At 36.4% G+C, this 16,678-nt stretch carries 17 protein-coding genes; all 17 read right to left on the bottom strand.

Annotated features, from left to right (window positions below; genetic code table 11):
- The coding region (locus QF004_RS03840) for a transposase (RefSeq protein WP_307422886.1) at positions 1-302 on the bottom strand (302 nt) is incomplete at its 3' end.
- A gap of 217 nt (positions 303-519) precedes the next feature.
- Positions 520-1,980 (bottom strand): IMP dehydrogenase, encoded by a 1,461-nt coding sequence (guaB, locus tag QF004_RS03835; protein ID WP_307422884.1) that lies wholly within the window; start codon positions 1,978-1,980, stop codon positions 520-522.
- A gap of 70 nt (positions 1,981-2,050) precedes the next feature.
- Entirely contained in the window at positions 2,051-4,591 is a 2,541-nt protein-coding gene (locus QF004_RS03830) for a gliding motility-associated C-terminal domain-containing protein (protein ID WP_307422881.1), read from the bottom strand.
- Between the two features lie 51 nt (positions 4,592-4,642).
- The gene (locus QF004_RS03825) at positions 4,643-5,167 is read right to left on the bottom strand and encodes a DUF4252 domain-containing protein (protein WP_307422878.1); all 525 of its coding nucleotides are present in this window, start codon (positions 5,165-5,167) and stop codon (positions 4,643-4,645) included.
- A gap of 4 nt (positions 5,168-5,171) precedes the next feature.
- Positions 5,172-6,452: a DUF4252 domain-containing protein gene (locus QF004_RS03820; protein WP_165983199.1), complete on the bottom strand. Its 1,281-nt coding sequence runs from the start codon at positions 6,450-6,452 to the stop codon at positions 5,172-5,174.
- Positions 6,453-6,464: 12 nt separating this feature from the next.
- Positions 6,465-7,121 carry a hypothetical protein gene (locus QF004_RS03815; protein WP_133439577.1) on the bottom strand — a complete coding sequence of 219 codons (657 nt, stop codon included), beginning with the start codon at positions 7,119-7,121 and terminating at the stop codon, positions 6,465-6,467.
- A gap of 11 nt (positions 7,122-7,132) precedes the next feature.
- Positions 7,133-7,645 carry an RNA polymerase sigma factor gene (locus QF004_RS03810; protein ID WP_133439576.1) on the bottom strand — a complete coding sequence of 171 codons (513 nt, stop codon included), beginning with the start codon at positions 7,643-7,645 and terminating at the stop codon, positions 7,133-7,135.
- 107 nt (positions 7,646-7,752) lie between these two features.
- Complete coding sequence (locus tag QF004_RS03805; protein WP_307422872.1) at positions 7,753-8,166, bottom strand: PaaI family thioesterase; 414 nt, start codon at positions 8,164-8,166, stop codon at positions 7,753-7,755.
- Positions 8,167-8,233: 67 nt separating this feature from the next.
- Positions 8,234-9,373 (bottom strand): 3-hydroxyacyl-CoA dehydrogenase NAD-binding domain-containing protein, encoded by a 1,140-nt coding sequence (locus QF004_RS03800; protein WP_307422869.1) that lies wholly within the window; start codon positions 9,371-9,373, stop codon positions 8,234-8,236.
- Positions 9,374-9,439: 66 nt separating this feature from the next.
- Positions 9,440-10,237, bottom strand: coding sequence for an enoyl-CoA hydratase-related protein (locus tag QF004_RS03795; protein ID WP_133439573.1), 798 nt, complete (start codon positions 10,235-10,237; stop codon positions 9,440-9,442).
- 138 nt (positions 10,238-10,375) lie between these two features.
- Positions 10,376-10,849 carry a 1,2-phenylacetyl-CoA epoxidase subunit PaaD gene (gene paaD / locus QF004_RS03790; RefSeq protein WP_307422863.1) on the bottom strand — a complete coding sequence of 158 codons (474 nt, stop codon included), beginning with the start codon at positions 10,847-10,849 and terminating at the stop codon, positions 10,376-10,378.
- A 127-nt stretch (positions 10,850-10,976) separates the two neighbouring features.
- A complete protein-coding gene (paaC, locus tag QF004_RS03785) occupies positions 10,977-11,726 on the bottom strand; it encodes a 1,2-phenylacetyl-CoA epoxidase subunit PaaC (RefSeq protein ID WP_133439571.1) in 750 nt (249 codons plus the stop codon).
- Positions 11,727-11,809: 83 nt separating this feature from the next.
- Positions 11,810-12,091: a 1,2-phenylacetyl-CoA epoxidase subunit PaaB gene (paaB, locus tag QF004_RS03780; protein WP_125024240.1), complete on the bottom strand. Its 282-nt coding sequence runs from the start codon at positions 12,089-12,091 to the stop codon at positions 11,810-11,812.
- A gap of 34 nt (positions 12,092-12,125) precedes the next feature.
- Positions 12,126-13,199, bottom strand: coding sequence for a DUF695 domain-containing protein (locus QF004_RS03775; protein ID WP_133439570.1), 1,074 nt, complete (start codon positions 13,197-13,199; stop codon positions 12,126-12,128).
- Positions 13,200-13,211: 12 nt separating this feature from the next.
- Positions 13,212-13,874 carry a hypothetical protein gene (locus QF004_RS03770; protein ID WP_307422853.1) on the bottom strand — a complete coding sequence of 221 codons (663 nt, stop codon included), beginning with the start codon at positions 13,872-13,874 and terminating at the stop codon, positions 13,212-13,214.
- Positions 13,875-13,877: 3 nt separating this feature from the next.
- Complete coding sequence (gene hutI, locus QF004_RS03765) at positions 13,878-15,101, bottom strand: imidazolonepropionase (protein WP_307422852.1); 1,224 nt, start codon at positions 15,099-15,101, stop codon at positions 13,878-13,880.
- A gap of 276 nt (positions 15,102-15,377) precedes the next feature.
- Positions 15,378-16,523 (bottom strand): MFS transporter, encoded by a 1,146-nt coding sequence (locus tag QF004_RS03760; RefSeq protein ID WP_307422849.1) that lies wholly within the window; start codon positions 16,521-16,523, stop codon positions 15,378-15,380.
- Positions 16,524-16,678: the final 155 nt, after the last annotated feature.

The raw sequence follows: 16,678 nt of genomic DNA, 5'->3' as shown, positions 1-16,678 counted from the left end.
CGATATAAACTGAAAATTAATTTGCGGCGTTCTTCATCTTCGTTGCGAAGTACATTTAATAAAACTGGATAAAATGTACCATTTCTTGTTCTTGGCACTTTTAAAATCATCTCTTTGCCAAATCCCTTGGCTTTTCTCTCCCGGTATCCATTGCAATAGTCTCCTTCATTCTCCTGCTGATGAAGATGTCTTTCACTTTTCATAAAAGCATTTAAGGTTAATTGCATCAATAAGTTGCTCCCATTTTCAGAATTTGCTACATTTAATAATAAATCCGAAATTTGTTCTTGTGTAAAGTTCATAAGTCTGTACGTTTATTTGTTGTAATTTAAAAATACAACTTTTTACTTTACACACTTTTTTAGTACAGTATCAATACAGCGGTTGGGTGTTGGTTAAAACCAGGGAATAAAAATCCTTCCTATTCAAAGAAAAACCTGAATTAAATATAAATTCAGGTTTTTCTTTTTTTATCAGTGACAAAATGATTTTTGCTGATATTCTATTAAGTTTGATTTTTTACAATGAATAATTCGGCGCTTCCTGCGTAATAATAACATCATGTGGATGCGATTCTTTTAAACCACTTCCGGTAATCATTACCATTTTTCCGTCTTTTTGTAAAGTATCGATATCTTTGGTCCCGCAATATCCCATGCCGGCGCGGATTCCGCCGGTTAACTGAAAGACGACATCTTCTAATTTTCCTTTGTGGGGAACCCGGCCTTCAATTCCTTCGGGAACGAATTTTTTGGCCTCACTTTGAAAGTATCTTTCTTTTCCGCCACGTCGCATGGCTGAAAGTGAACCCATTCCCTGATAAGCCTTGAATTTTCTACCCTGAAAAATAATTTCTTCACCTGGAGCTTCGTCCGTTCCTGCCAACAATGAGCCGAGCATTACGGCACTTGCGCCAGAAGCCAAAGCTTTTACAATATCGCCGGATAATTTAATTCCACCATCGGCAATTACGGCTACATTTTGGCTTTTCGCATATTCGAAAACATTATAAATTGCAGACAATTGAGGAACCCCAACTCCGGCAACTACTCTGGTTGTACAGATCGATCCGGGACCGATACCCACTTTCAGGATATTCGCACCGGCATTGATCAAATCTTTTGCAGCATCTGCAGTCACAATGTTTCCTCCTACAATATCAAGATCTGGAAAGTTTTTCCGGATTTCTGCAATTTTATCTAAAACTCCTTTTGAATGACCATGTGCTGAATCAACAGCAATAATATCGACGCCAGCTTTTACCAAAGCGGTAACCCTTTCAATGGTGTCTTCGCCGATTCCTACGCCGGCTCCTACGATCAATTTTCCTTTGCTGTCTTTGTTTGCATTGGGATATTCCATTTGATTATCGATATCTTTAATGGTAATTAAACCAACAAGTTTGAAATCTTTATCAACGATAGGAAGTTTTTCTACCCGATTTTTCAACAGGATTTGTTTGGCCTGTTCCAGGGTGGTGGATTTATCAGAAGTAATCAATTTGTCTTTCGTCATCAATTCTTCCACTTTTGCCTCAAGATTTTCCTGATACTTTACATCCCGGTTGGTAATGATTCCAATTAAAGTATTTTCAGCGTCCACTACTGGTAAGCCGGAAATTTTATAATCAGCCATTAAATCTTTGGCGTATCTCAGAGTATGGTCTTTTGTAAGTGTCACGGGATCAGAGATCATTCCGTTTTCTGATCGTTTTACCCTGTAAACTTGTGCTGACTGTTCTTCAATAGGCATGTTTTTGTGAATGAAACCTAAACCTCCAACTCTTGCCAAGGCAATAGACATTTCTGCTTCCGTTACCGTGTCCATTGCTGCGGAAACTATGGGAACATTGAGGGTGATTTTATCGGAAAGTCGTGATTTTAAAGAAACCTGATTAGGTAAAACTTCTGAATAAGAAGGGATTAGAAGTACGTCATCGAAAGTGATGGCCGTTTCTACGATTTTGTTGTGGATAGACATCTTTACTTTCTGCGCGAAATTAAGTTATTTTTATCAAAGATGAAAATTTATGCTTTTTATTAACAGAAATTTAATAGGCATTCTTCAGAAGAACCCATTGCGTTTTCTGAATTCTGTTGCCCATTTCATCGATGACAATATAGTAAGCCCAGTACGTTCCCGTCGGATGGCTCATGCCGTTTCTTGATTTTCCGTCCCAAAAGGATTTGTTATTTTTGCCATGTTCATAGACTTTGCTGCCATATCGGTCGAAAATAGCCAACTGTAGATTACTCATATTCCCTAATGCTGAATAGTCCCAAACATCATTAATACCGTCATCATTTGGGGTAAAAACATTGGGAAGAAGGGTGTCGGGATTTCCTGGTTGGTCCGGAATATCAGTTTGAATTAAATCTATCTTGTTAATTCTAAAACAATTGTTTTTAGTAATAACCCTGGCATAAACCTCGTTATTGTTTGTATTGAAATTGGTGATTTGATTTCCTGTAATTTCATTAATGCCACTTTCTGCATCACTCATTGAACGATAATATTTTAGAACATCCGTATCTGGATTGGCGACAATGGATTCTGTTAAATCATAAATATAATTTCTGTTGTTAAAGCTTTTTGGAAAAATTGCATTTTTTAATTCGGCAGTAGGCGAAGCATAAATCGTAAAGCTAACTTTGAATATTTCATAGAAACCACTTTCTGAAGTTAATTGATAAACCATTCGGTTGTCTCCGGAAAAATCATCATCAATTTTAACCATAATACCGTCATCGGAAACAGTTGCTGTTCCATGTAATGGCTGGGTTAATATTTGTATTGACTTAATTATCTCTTTGATTCTCGGTGGACTAAATGAAGGACCGATATAAAATGAGTTGCAGAAATTTCCGAGTTTTTTTTCGGTCATCGTGTAGGGGCATGCATCTACAAAAACTGGATCTGTTGTGGAACTGAAACCGGTATAAAAACAAACGCAAGTATAATTTCCGGGAAGATTAGGAGTGTAATTCGGACTCGTTGCACCAGGAATATCCACGCCGTTTCTTTGCCATTGAAAACTAATGAAGTCGGTATTATTCACATAAAGGTAAACACCTTCTTCAATACAGTTTCCATTTCTGATAATGAATGGATCATTGGAAAAGCCAGTATAACTGCTTCCAAACCCTGCATATCTAAATCCGCCAACGACATCAACAATAAGACTTTTGTTTGAGGTGATATTGATGTCTCCTACATTATAAGGCCTTGTAAAATAGGACCAACCCGGTTTTCCTGGAATAGGAGAAAGGTTGGTAACTGCGCCTCCATTAAAAAGAATAGTAGCGTTGTCTTCTGTTTTTACGGTGATTTTATTATCAACTGTTACAACACCCAATTTATTTATACTAGGAATTTGTACGGTATTGGATAATTTCTGCCGTGGATCTGGCAGATAATTTTTATCGAGCGGGTAAGAAAATAACATCCCGCTTGAAAAGTCTGTAAAATTAGGTACCGGTCCTCTTACTAAAAAATTATAACCTCCAATTAATTGGTATAAATAAATAGGTTCGGAGGCACGAATGTACATTCCCCGAGTTGGGATTGTGATCGGTTCGGTATTTACAAATTCTGGTTGATTTCCTTTAATCCATTTATCGTTACGATTAGCATAAGGTCCGATATAATGTTCGCCTTTGTTCAGAGTGATAAAAGGAGTTTTTTCGTCATTAAAGTAAATTTTGGTATTGTCTTTCGTTGCAACAAAAAGAGGTTTCTCCATAATATCAGATTTAGTCATTCCATTAACAATGAAATATTCTTTTCCGATCTTAGACGTTGGAACTGATTGGTCAAAATTCATATTTCCAGACTCCAACCCAAGATCTTGACTCAAAAAATTACCGTTGGAAACTACGACAGGTTGATCAGATGTAATTTTTGCTCCGATTAAATTGGGGTCATTATCATCTAAAATCCCACTGGGATTATTTTGTTTCTTATCGGCAGCGATGATATAGGACTCGCCTTTATTTAAAGTAAAATTCAGTTCATCATCGGAACTTCCATTAGAGAAAATAATATCTTTATCATAATCTGTAACCCGCACATGAGTATTATCTTTGGTTGCCATCACCGAGGCAACATAATTCATAGCATCAGGTTTGTTACCATAAAGAATCACCTGGTCCATCACCGTAAAAAATTCTTTGCCTAGCGCAGACTTTCCTTTAGAAGCAAAAACATCGGCAATTTTAGAACTTGTTATTGGTGGCCCAGATGCCAACCGCAAACTTGCATAGAAGCTTTTCTGTCCTGTTATGTGAATCCCGCTGGAAATAGGCTGCATGACTCTTTTATCTGTTTTTACATAAATCATACTTTCTGGTACAGTAAAAATAAGTGGGGAAGACTTGCTTAGAGCATAAGTATTAATCAATACATTATTATTGTAAACCTTTATAGCAAAAGGATCGACTTTATCAGTAGAAAGATAAAAAAATATTTCTGAAATCTCATGACCAGAAGAGGTCCTGTATACAGGGGGAAACCAGTGCTCTAAGTCTAACTGCGCTTTCGCATTTAAACCCAGAAAGAGCGTAACAAATAAAAGGACTTTTGAAAATTTCATTGGCTAAATTTAATTAAAAAAAATAGCAATGGTTTATTTAAAAATGTTAAATTACTTCGTTACCATCTTATTTACCTCATTTTTCTCTGAATAATTAATGAGCCTGGAAATATCGTCCGCCGTAAACTTGCCGGTAACATCTAAAAGAACAAGTTCGCTTTCCGAGGCAACCGTGATCATTAGCCGCTTGATTTCGTCTCCTTTCTGTTTTGCCTGAAAATGAATCGTCTCTTTTTCTTTCTTCACGGTCATCCAGTCTTCGAAATTGTCTTTCTTCAAATATTTGGCAAAATCAGCGACCATTTCTGCATTTCCGTTTTCGATGGTCATTACTTTAATATCAGAAACTTTTTTAATAAGGTTGATAAGCTCTTCATTTTCACCATCTTCCCGCAATGCTTTTTTTACAATGGGTTTTGCGAGAAACATCGGAACATTAATGCTCGTGAATTTGGCGTCTTTATAATCATAGTAAGGATTATCAAAGAATCCCATATTCGGATGCTGTGATACAATACAGGATTGTAAAGAAATCGTCAGCAAGGCAAACGCGGATAAGAAATATATTTTTTTCATGATTTTAGTCTAAAGGTTTAATAGTTCCGCCACTTGTAGATTTGGTGTCAGTACTCGATATTTTGGGATTCCCTTTGTACCGGATTGATGCTCCAGAACTTGCGCTTCCTGCTAAGGTTTCCGTTGCGTGAACTTTAATATTGGCGCCGGAAGAAGCATGTGCAATGACGTCTTTAGCTACCAGATTCTGTGCGTTACAAGCAGCAGCACTCGATAAGTCGATCGCTATTTTATCGGCTTTCCCTTCAATTGTTGACATCGAACCACTGCTTCCTTCAACTTCTATGGATTTTGCATGGGCCATAATTCTAGCACTTGAACCGGAACTGATTTCCATTTTTACCGTATTTTTAATATTTAAATCTGCATTCAAATTGGCGCCCGATGAAATATCTGCTTTAAAATCGCTTTCATTAATTGTATTAATCGCTGTTAAAAGCGAACCGGATGAAACCTTTACCGAAGAAAGTCGCGGCGCTTCGATGGTTACTAATAATTTTTTGAAATTTAAGTTCTTCTTATTTTTATTGTTTACCGCAATAACTAGGATTCCGTCCTGAACCTCGGTAGAAACATATTCCTGCATATTTTGGTCCGTATCTACAATGACCGACTGATTATTTCCCTGCGTGAAATTCACTTTAATACCGCTGGAAACCGAGATTCCTGCAAACTTACCTACATTTCGGACCTGGCTTGTTCCGCTGGTAGTAATGTCCGAATTACTGGTGATAACGGTAGTTTTGGAACTGGTGGAAATAGCAGAACTGATGGGCGCGGATTTTTCGGCTTCATTGATGAGGTTGTTCACATCATCCATAGAAATTTTGCCGTCGAGCATCATTAATACTTGGTTTCCGTCGGAATTGATGCTCAGTAAAAGATTGTCGAGAATCCCATTTGTGGCATCAGAAGACAGAAATTTTATTTTATTGTCTTTACTGTTCACAGTCATCAGTTCTTCATATTTCATACTTTTTATGGAAGCAGAAATGTCGGACTGTAATTTTTGGAACTGCGACTGCAGTTTCTGTTCGTCAGGCTTTTCGACAATCAGAATTTTCAATCCATTGATTTTACTCAGTAACGGTTTTATTTGGGTCAGTTCATTATCAGCGATATTCAGCTTGTTCAGCATATTGAACATCGGTTTTGCAATCTTAATCGAGGTCACGCCGTCGGTTTCCTGGTATTTTTCAAAAAGCTGATCCAGCTTATCTTTCTGGGCATTGATTTGAAAGAAGTGGGAAAAGAAAAGGGCGAATATTAAAAGTAATTTTTTCATGATAATTTATTTTTAGTAATCATTGTTAAAGGAATTGATAACCTCAGTTTGAGCCATCGTTTTAGACACATTTTCGGACAGGATCCGGAAGGAGTACTTCGTCAAGTCAATCGCTTCCTGTTCGTTTTCTATTTTTTGTCCGTTGATAATCACGTAATTAGATTCGTATTTTGGTGTTTTTGTATTTTTAGGGGCTGAAATTTCCGCATACCGTACTCTTGAGGCTCTGTTGATTCTGCCTCTTTTTGGGATCAGCTGCTCCATGATATCTGTATCACTGTTCTGTTCAACTGTTCGCGTGGAGTCAGAAATGATGCTGTCCGGTTTTATTTTTAAAGAATCATTGATCTGATTAATCGCTAATTGTGAGTCCTTCTGGAAAACATCTTTCTGTTTGAGGATTTCATTCTGTACCATCTGATTTTTTTCATCCATGGTGTTGCCGGATTCATATTTAAAGAGGATTCCCAGCGCAACAAGCAGTACAACACTTGCCGCCATCCAGAAAATTTTTGAGAAAGAACCGCCTTCCGTCTTCGAAGTAATTGGGATGATTTTCTCTTTTTTTTCTGTTTCAGCTAAAAAATCTTCGAAATCCCAATTCATTTTTTCTTCCTTGATTTCTTTCAGGATTTCGGTATATTTATCTTTTGACGGGTCAGTTTTCATTTTCATTTTTTTTATAAACTATCAATCATTCTATTTTCAAAATCCATCAGCTTTTGAATCTGGTCTTTTACCTTTTGCCTTGCTCTCATTAGATTTACACGAACTGCATTTTCTTCCATGTCCAGCATTTCTGCAATTTCCGAGACGTCATATTCTTCTACATCTTTCAGGTGAATCACGGCTTTTTGTTTTTCTGGCAGTTGGTTGATGAATCCGATGATCTGTTCTTTCAGATTATTGGTTTCCACCTGATAAAGCTCACTTCGATGCATCTGAAAATCTGCAAAACCCATTTTCACATCTTCGTGTTTTAACCGGTTCAAACATTCATTTTTCACCGATTTCATTGCGTAGGATTTCAGATTGCCAAAATTGGCGAGTTCTTCTTTTTTCTGCCAGAATTTCATCATCAAATCCTGTACAACATCTTCGGCTTCGTCGCTGCTCATCACGAATCTTTTCGCAAAACGATACATCTCATCTTTGAGGCAAAATACCGTATCTTTAAAAACTGCATGAGTCATAGTTTTGTTTCTATAAGTAAGACAACTAATTTCCGAATTATATTACATCAAAATAAAAAAAACTTCAAAATAGTTTTTGAAGTTCTAGTTTTAAAGCAAAAGTCGGATTACAAATCCGTCACCTTTTTATCAATTTTATACACCGTTCCCCGAAAAGTAGCCACCAGAACTTTATGCTGATTGGTAATCGAAATATCATAAACTCCGGTTTTTCGGGTGTCGGAAATCAGAACGCTTTCTGCGGTTAAAGTATCGCCCAATCTCACGGCTTTGGTAAAGTTCATGGAACAATGCAGCGCTACCGAAGCTTCATTGGTATTATTACTCGAAAAAGCCAACGCCGAATCGGCAAGTGAAAAGGTGACTCCGCCGTGAACCGTTCGTAAACCATTGATCATTTCCTGTTTGACGGGCATTTCAATCAGGCAGTATTTTTCTCGGACTTCGATGAGTTTTATTCCCATCCATTGCGAGAAATGATCCTGATTGAGTAGGTATTGAGCGAGTTCGTGTGGCGTCATTTTTAGTTATTGAGTGTTTGGGTATTGAGTGTTTGAGTTGAATAAGTCCAGTATTTCCTATTGCTGATTACCAATTACTCATTTTACGAAGTAATGGACTTTGCCGATATCGCTCTTCCTGATATTGGCCGTACATTTTTTGCAAGGTCTCAGAAATTGTTGAATAACCGATTTCTTTTCCCCAAGCCAATAAACCTTTCGGATAATTCACGCCTTTTTGCATCGCCAATTCGATGGCTTGATCGTTCGCAATTCCGAGCCGTTTTGCTTCTACGGCTTCGTTGATCAACATTGATAAAATTCGCATGAAAATTTCGTGGTAGAGTTCTTCGTCTTTTTCCGGTACCGGTTTTTGAGCATTTTCTGAATAATCATAAAATCCTTTTCCGGTTTTTCTACCATGTAATTTGGCTTCGCTCATTCTTTGCTGAAGCAGGCTAGGTTTGTATTTCGGATCGAAAAAATAATCAGCGTAAACCGTTTTTGTTACAGAAAAATTAATGTCGATTCCAATGAGATCCATTAATTCAAAGGGTCCCATTTTGAAATTCCCCAAAGTTCGCATCGCATCATCAACCTGTTCAGGAGTCGCGATGTTTTCTTCCACCATTCTTAAAGCTTCGCCATAAAACGGACGCGCAATTCTGTTCACAATAAAACCTGGAACATCTTTCGCAATCACGGGAATTTTTCCCCAACTTTCCATTAAAGTAACAATTTCCTCTGCTAAATTCTTTTCTGTCAATAATCCCGGAATTACCTCAACCAAAGGCATCAAAGGTGCCGGATTGAAAAAATGAATCCCAATGAAACGTTTCGGGTTTTTTAATTCAGCGGAGAGCGAAGTAATCGAAATCGAAGAAGTATTGCTCGAAATAATACATTCATCAGAAACTATTTCTTCTAAATTTTGAAAAACTTTTGTTTTAATTTCTTTATTTTCAATAATTGCTTCAATGACCAAATCACAGTCTTTGAAATCCTGAAGTTCGGTACAAGGTTTAATTTTATTGAAAATATCTTCACTTTTTTCTGCAGATATTTTTTGTTTTTCTACCAATCTGTCCAGAACTTTTCGGAGGTTTGCTAATGATTTTTCCGTTTGCGCAACATTTGCATCGTACAAAAAAACCGCACATCCTGAAGTTGCCGCAACCTGCGCAATTCCTATTCCCATTGTTCCGGACCCGATAATTCCAATTTTCATAATGTGTTGATATGTTAATGTGTTGATGAGATGATGAGAGAATCGTCAAATTATCACATCATCGAATTATCTTCCTTTATATTCCGGTTTTCTTTTTTCTAAAAATGCAGAAACCCCTTCCATAAAATCTTCCGATTCGGCTGCGGTTTGTTGCAATATTCCTTCAACATCCAATTGCTGGCTCAATGTATTGTCATAAGATTCATTGAACGCTTTTTTGGTTAAAGAAATTGCTTTGGTCGGTAGATTGGATATTTGTTCTAAAACAGCCATCGCGTTAACCATAAAATTTTCATCTTCAAAAACATCAGCGATTAATCCTAAATTTTTCGCTTCTGCAGCGGAAATTTTCTTGCCTGTAAAAGCCAAATAATTCGCCTGCTGTCTACCCAAAAGCTTTGGTAACCAATACGTTCCGCCAGTATCAGGAATCAGTCCGATGTTTACGAAAGCCTGGGAGAAATAAGAAGATTCTGTCGCCAAAGTAAAATCACAAATAAGGGCCAACATCGCGCCGGCACCAACTGCAGGACCGTTCACCAAAGAAATAACCGGTTTTCTCGCGTTTGCAATTTCCTTCACCAAAGGATTATAAAAATCAATCACCATTCGCTGAATGACTCTTTCCTCATCAGGATCGCTGAACGACATGGCGTCTTTCAGATTTTGACCTGAACAGAAGGCTTTTCCACGACCTGAAATAGCGAGGCATCGAACATTTTCATTACGACTTCCGTCATGAACAAAAGTTCTGAGTTCAGAAAGCAATGTTTTGTTTAAACTGTTATACGTTTTCTCATCATTTAAATAGGCGATCTGAAGTTTCCCATCAAGATGAGATTCTATTTCGAGTTGTTTGTACATAATATTGATGTGATGATTTGATAATGTTTTAAGGTGGACTTTAACAAAGATAAAGTTTTAATTATATTTAAAGTAAAAGTTGTAATGTTCAGAATAATGATTGTTTTGATCATCACCTTTGCAAATCATTACATTACTTTAATGACATTTAAAATAATCAAAAGGTTCCAGACAGTCGTTGCACTGATAACTGGCTTTGCAAAGCGTAGAACCGAAACGGCTGATTTGTCTGGTATTGTAAGAACCGCATCTTGGGCATTTTTTCGGAACATTCAAATGATCCTCGTGATTTCCTTTTTCAGGCGGCGTAATTCCGTAAATCCGCAGTTTTTCACGTGCTTCGTCGGTAATCCAGTCGGTGGTCCAAACAGGGGAAATTTTTGTGATAACTTTTGCGGAAATTCCTTTTTCTTTGAAGAGTTTTACAATGTCTTCTTCAATATTAAACATGGCCGGACAAGCCGAATACGTCGGAGTAATCACGATTTCTGCTTCGTTTTCGGAAATCATTTTTGCATCCCGAACGATGCCGAGTTCCACGATATTGATAACGGGAATTTCGGGATCGGGAATTTGGGAAAGGAGTTCTAGTAAGTTTGCTTGATTAACCACAGGATTTTTAAATTGTTTTTTTTTACCACAAAAGGCACAAAAGTTTTATGATTATTAAAGTGAAAATTATGCCTCATAAAAGTTCACAAAAACTGAAAATCAATAATTTTGTAACTATCAACTAAGTTTACCAGGCGCAATTCGGATACGTTCTCTGCATGTATTGCAATTCACATAAGATAAAACCAAAATATTCGGTGTGGTAACCGGTTCGTGAACCTTTTTGCATAAATTCACTTTCCGGGATTTCAATGCCGAAATTTTTGAAATCTTCTGTTACGGTTTTCGTCCACACGTCGTGAATGTGTTTTCCGTTCGGAACGATTTCTAATTTTGCTAAATCCTCTTCGCCTGGAGTTTCCGCAAACATTCCGCCAGTGTATTCCCAAAGATTTTCAACCGCATTCTTTAGGCGGGTTTTACTTTCTTCGGTTCCGCCTGCAAACATTTTAATCCAGGTTGAAGTGTGCGTGTAATGGTATTTTACTTCCTTCAGAGATTTTTCGGCAATCGCAGAAAGTTGTTCGTCGCTGCTTTTCATTAATTCCGTGTAAAGAATTTTTTGATAAACCGAAAAGAAATAGACTTTTAAAAGCGTGTTCGCATAATCACCGTTCGGAAGTTCTGATAACTGGCAATTCAGATATTCTTTTTCCAGACGCAGGAAAGCCAAATCGTCTTCCGTTTTTCCCAAATCCTGAATTTGTGCTGCATATTTATAAAAATTATTGGACTGTCCGAGATAATCAAGCGCAATATTCGTCAAGGCGATATCTTCTTCCAGATACGGTCCCTGTCCGCACAATTCGCCCAGTCTCTGACCAAAAATCAAAGTATCATCGGCGAGTTTTAAAGTATAATTAAAAAGTGGATTCATTTATTTTTTTAGATTAAAGATGAAAGAACAAAGAGTAAAGACGATTGTCTTTTTTCTATTCTCTTTTTTCTCAAAGTCTATTGCTACATGTTTTTTACATCGTTCGGGATTTCGTAAAAAGTCGGGTGTCGGTACAGTTTATCGTCTGCCGGATCGAAAAATGCTTCTTTATCGATGCCTTCAGAAGTCACCAAATATTTACTCGGAACGACCCAAATTGAAGTCCCTTCCATTCTTCTGGTATAAACATCGCGTGCAGCTTGAAGCGCCATTTCTGCCGTTGCAGCCTGTACAGTTCCTGCGTGTTTATGGGAAAGTCCCGGTTTTGTCTGGATGAAAACTTCCCACATATCTAAGTTGCTCATTGCTGTAAATTTTAAGGTTTAAAGATAAAGATTTTTAATGAATTCCGTAGCGTTCAAATGATTGCCAGTACTTATCTTTATAAATTTCAAAGCTCATTTCGTAGTCCGGGTATTTTTCAACAGTTTTGGCGAGAATTTTTGAAATTTTTCGGAAGTCTCTGCTGACAAAATAAATTTCTCTTATATTATCGGCGGTTTCCCGGCCCAAATTCAAATTCCCTTCTTCGGAATTGAGTTCAAGCATGATATCATCTTCGATTGTATTAAACAAATCATAATCTTTATCATCCGGAAAACCATTGTCTTCATCGCCTGAATAGGCAATTCTCAAAACCGAAATCCAGGGATGTGATGCTTTCTGATCCCATTGCAATAAATCGACATTCACCGTGGCAAGCAAAGGAAAACCATTTTCCAAAGTTCCTTCTAATAAAGAGTAGGAATCTTCGGTTGTTTCAATTTTGGCGGCTTCGTATTTTTCGGTAAATTCTCTTTCACGCCAACTCAAAAAATCCTTTAATTTTTCGATGGGAACTAATTCTTTTTCTGCCTCACTTTTACCTGCAATGCTAAAATTATCAATCTGAGTCACAAAATTTAATTCTCCTAAATAATTATCGATAAACAGATAAGTTCCATTGATCAGTTCATTTTCATTTTGGTCATTTAAATCTTCATGAACAAAAACTAAGTCAATTTCATCCGGATAATCCTCGTCGTCGTTGGAATAGAAATAGATATTGTTTTTGTCGAAAATGTAATCACCCATTCTGATGCTCACATTTTCAATATCCAGTTCCGGTTTGAGCGCGGTGAATTTCCAGTTTTCAAGATTCGGAGATTCAGCAATAAGTTCTTCAGCGTAAACGATATCTTTAATGCTTCCATCAACGGTGATAATGAGTTCGGCAGTAAGATCATCAGACATTCCCACAAGGATGAAGAAATTTTCATTCAATTCCTTCAATTGTGGTAGAATGATATTTAAAAAATTTTCATCAATGTTTTGTTGCTCTTTCACCGCATTGAAAAAATCTTTTTCTTTGGTTTCAAACCACTTCCAAAACTCTTGATATGTGGATTTGTTCAGTTTTTTTAATTCAGTCATGATGATTAATGATTATGAAAGTTTTAATTTTTTCTGTAATTCAGATTTTGATTTCTCCAAATTTTTTAAATCTCTGTAAATCTTATAAATTTCGTTTTTTCCGTACTGCCATAAAAATTTATCCAATTGATAATTTTCGTAGTTCTGTAAGTTATAAATTTCTTTAAAGTAATTAAAGGTTTCATAGAACTCAACGTAGTTTTTTGGTTTTGAAAAAGAATATTTTCCATGTTTTTGACCTAAATATCCTTTAATTATAATCCAAATATAACTGTCATAAATCGGAGTACTCTTGTTGCTTAAAAAATGAACATATTTGGATGTGAAGGATAAATTTATTCTTTTATGTACAATTTCTGTTTCTTCATTTTTCCATTCTACATTGGAAATTTCATCCACAATATTTGCGAAATCTTTTTCGCTAAAATTGCTGATGTTTTTTGGACAGTGTTTTAATATCTTTTCCACAACCGGAGTGATATTCCGAATTGCAGTTGAATAAATTGTATTCAAAGCCGCCACTTTTATTTGAGTTTCGTACTTATCGTCCAAATTATTAAGACAATTAAATAACTTGGTTAATTTGTCATTAAGTAAGTTGCCTTCGTTTTCGTTGTATTCTTTTAAGATTTTATTGATGAATTCTTCGTTTGGAAATTCTAAGATTATTTTCATATTTTAGAATTTTTCGCCGTCAATATAAACCATTTCCGCTTTCAAACTTCCCTGGTGATAAAGCACGTTCTGGAAATTATCAGTTTCAAAAGTAACAAAATCTGCTTTCTTTCCTTTTTCTAAAGTTCCGCGGTCTTCTAAACTTAATGCAAAAGCCGAACGGAAAGTAATTCCCGCCAAAACTTCTGCGGTCGATAATTTTTCGAAAGTCGCCAAAATACTTGCTTGGGTAATCAGATTTCCCATTGGAGCAGAACCGGGATTCCAATCGGAAGCGATCGCTAAAATCCCACCGGCATCTAAAATTTTCCTGGCCGGCGTAAACTTTTCTCCTAAACCCAAACTTGCTCCTGGAAGCGCAGTCGCAACCGTTTCAGATTTCGCTAAAAATTCGATGTCTTCATCAATAGTTGCCTCTAAATGATCGGCTGATTTTGCACCAACTTCCACCGCAATTCTTGAACTCCCCGACGTAAACTGATCGGCGTGAACCGTTATTTCAAAACCGAGTTCTTTCGCCTTTAATAAAAATGCTTTGCTTTCTTCCGGTAAAAACGCGGATTTTTCAATGAAAACATCAACTCTTTTGGCAAGGTTTTCTTCCTTTACTTTTGGTAAAATTTCATCTAAAATATATTGTAAATAGTCCTCTGAACTTCCTTCGAAATCTCTTGGCTTTAAATGGGCGGAAAGACAAGTTGTGATCAAAGTCGCTTTTGTAAAAGCTTGTGCTTTTTTTATCACGCGCAACATTTTCAGCTCATTTTCAACATCTAAACCATAACCGGATTTTATTTCAACCGTTGTAATTCCCAATGAAATCAGGAAATTGATTCTTTCTAAAGTGGTTTTTAATAATTCTTCTTCATTCGCTAATCTCGTGTGTTGAACGGAACTCCATATTCCGCCGCCACTTTCAGCGATTTCCAAATAGGTTTTTCCGGCATTACGCATGGCAAAGTCATTGGCACGGTTTCCTCCGAAACAAATGTGCGTGTGAGAATCCGTAAAAGCCGGCAAACAAATCTGTTCACCTTCGATATTTTCAATTTCAATATTAGAGAATTGTTCTTTTAAATTTTGAAAAGAATCTGCGGTTTCTATTTTTCCGTCTTTAATTAAAAGTCCGCCATCATTAATAATTTCGAGTTGGTCATCTGATAATTTTCCCCGTAAAGGAAGTTTGGCAAGCGTTACAATTTGTTTGAAAGGACCGATTAATTTCATGACGAAGATTTTTTTAATATTTCAAAAATAAAACAAAAGACTTTAGGTTTTGACAAAAAAAATAATTCAATTTTTTCAACCACAAAAGTAACAAAAGAGTAAAGCATAAAAACAATCCTATTAAAGATAAAATAAGCCGAACGCTTTTGCATCACCCTTTTTTATCTTTAACACAAAATTATTTAATCTTCACAGTGATAAAAACTTTTGTGTCCTTGGTGGTTGTTTTTTGTAAGGTATTAATATAATAGGTTTTAAGGACGATTTAAATTATGCTTAATTGGTCTTTTTTAAATGATCGAAAACGAATTTGGAAAGTGGAATAAACATTAATCCAGCTACAATAAATGTGATAAATGCTCTTTGCAATCCAAATGCACTTGCAAGATAACCAATAATAGGCGGACCTAAAAACATACCCACTGTCGAGTAGGTACTGATAATGGAAATCACAATCGGAACCGAATATTTTTTAGCCTTACCAGCGAGAATAAAAGTCATAGGATAAAGTCCGGAAACGCCAAATCCGACCATACAAAACCCAATAAGAACGGGAAAAAGGGACGGAAAAACAGTAGCAATAAGAACTCCCGAAATGATAAGAACCGAACTTGCGATATACAATTTTTGCATACCAAACCGTCCCATCAGATTATCGATCGTTAATCTGGAAATCGTCATACAAACCATGAACAGTAAATAACCGTACGTGAAAACTTCCTGTTTTACAATTTCTTTTAGATAAACGCCATTCCAGTCATACATTCCTCCCTCACAAATTGCCGCAAAAAAAACGATAAATCCTAACAGGGAAATGTATTTACTGGGTTTTTGCAATTTGAAAGTATTGCTTGTTTTGGCTTTGTCATTTTTAATGAGAAAAGGGAACATCCCAATAATTATGACGAGCCCAAACAGCATGATCATCAGAAAATGCCAGAATATCGAAACCTCATATTTGATCATAATCGTTGAAAACAGCACGCCTAAAATACCGCCAATACTCCAAACTCCGTGAAATTTACCCACAATTCTTTTTTCAAATTTTTCCTGAATAGAGAGTGACTGCGTATTAATGGCAACATTAATAATTCTGAGCGATATCGAAAATAATATAAGGGAAACTACAAGTCCAAACAATGAAAATCCCCAGCCGATAGAAAATAAAGACAACAAAAAGGTTACGCTGGCTATTTGTAATGGAATTCTGCTGTCATATTTTGCGACAAGCCAGCCAGAAAGAGGAATTCCGATGATGGCACTTGCCGGCATGATCATTAATAGATTTCCTAAATCTCCTTCTGTAAGATTAAAAATAGCTTTGATGGTGGGAATTCTGGAAGCCCAGGTAGAAAAACAAATTCCAGATAAAAAGAAATAGGCCGAAAGTGCAATTCTTTGCTTTTGAGGTGTTGAAAACATATGCCGCAAAATTAAGACATTAGACTTTTATATTTCGGGTGTTTTGGATATTAAATTAATGGTTGACGAATAAAAAGAGAGTCACTTAATTTTTTTATTTTAAAAAAAGATAAGAATATTTCCGTTCTAAAATTTTCTATCTTTGAAGAAATTTA

Source organism: Chryseobacterium sp. MDT2-18 (genome assembly GCF_030815285.1).
In the GTDB taxonomy this organism is placed as follows: domain Bacteria; phylum Bacteroidota; class Bacteroidia; order Flavobacteriales; family Weeksellaceae; genus Kaistella; species Kaistella salivictor.
The sequence above is the reverse complement of the archived record's forward strand: the minus strand, read 5'-3'. Positions and strand labels throughout refer to the sequence as shown.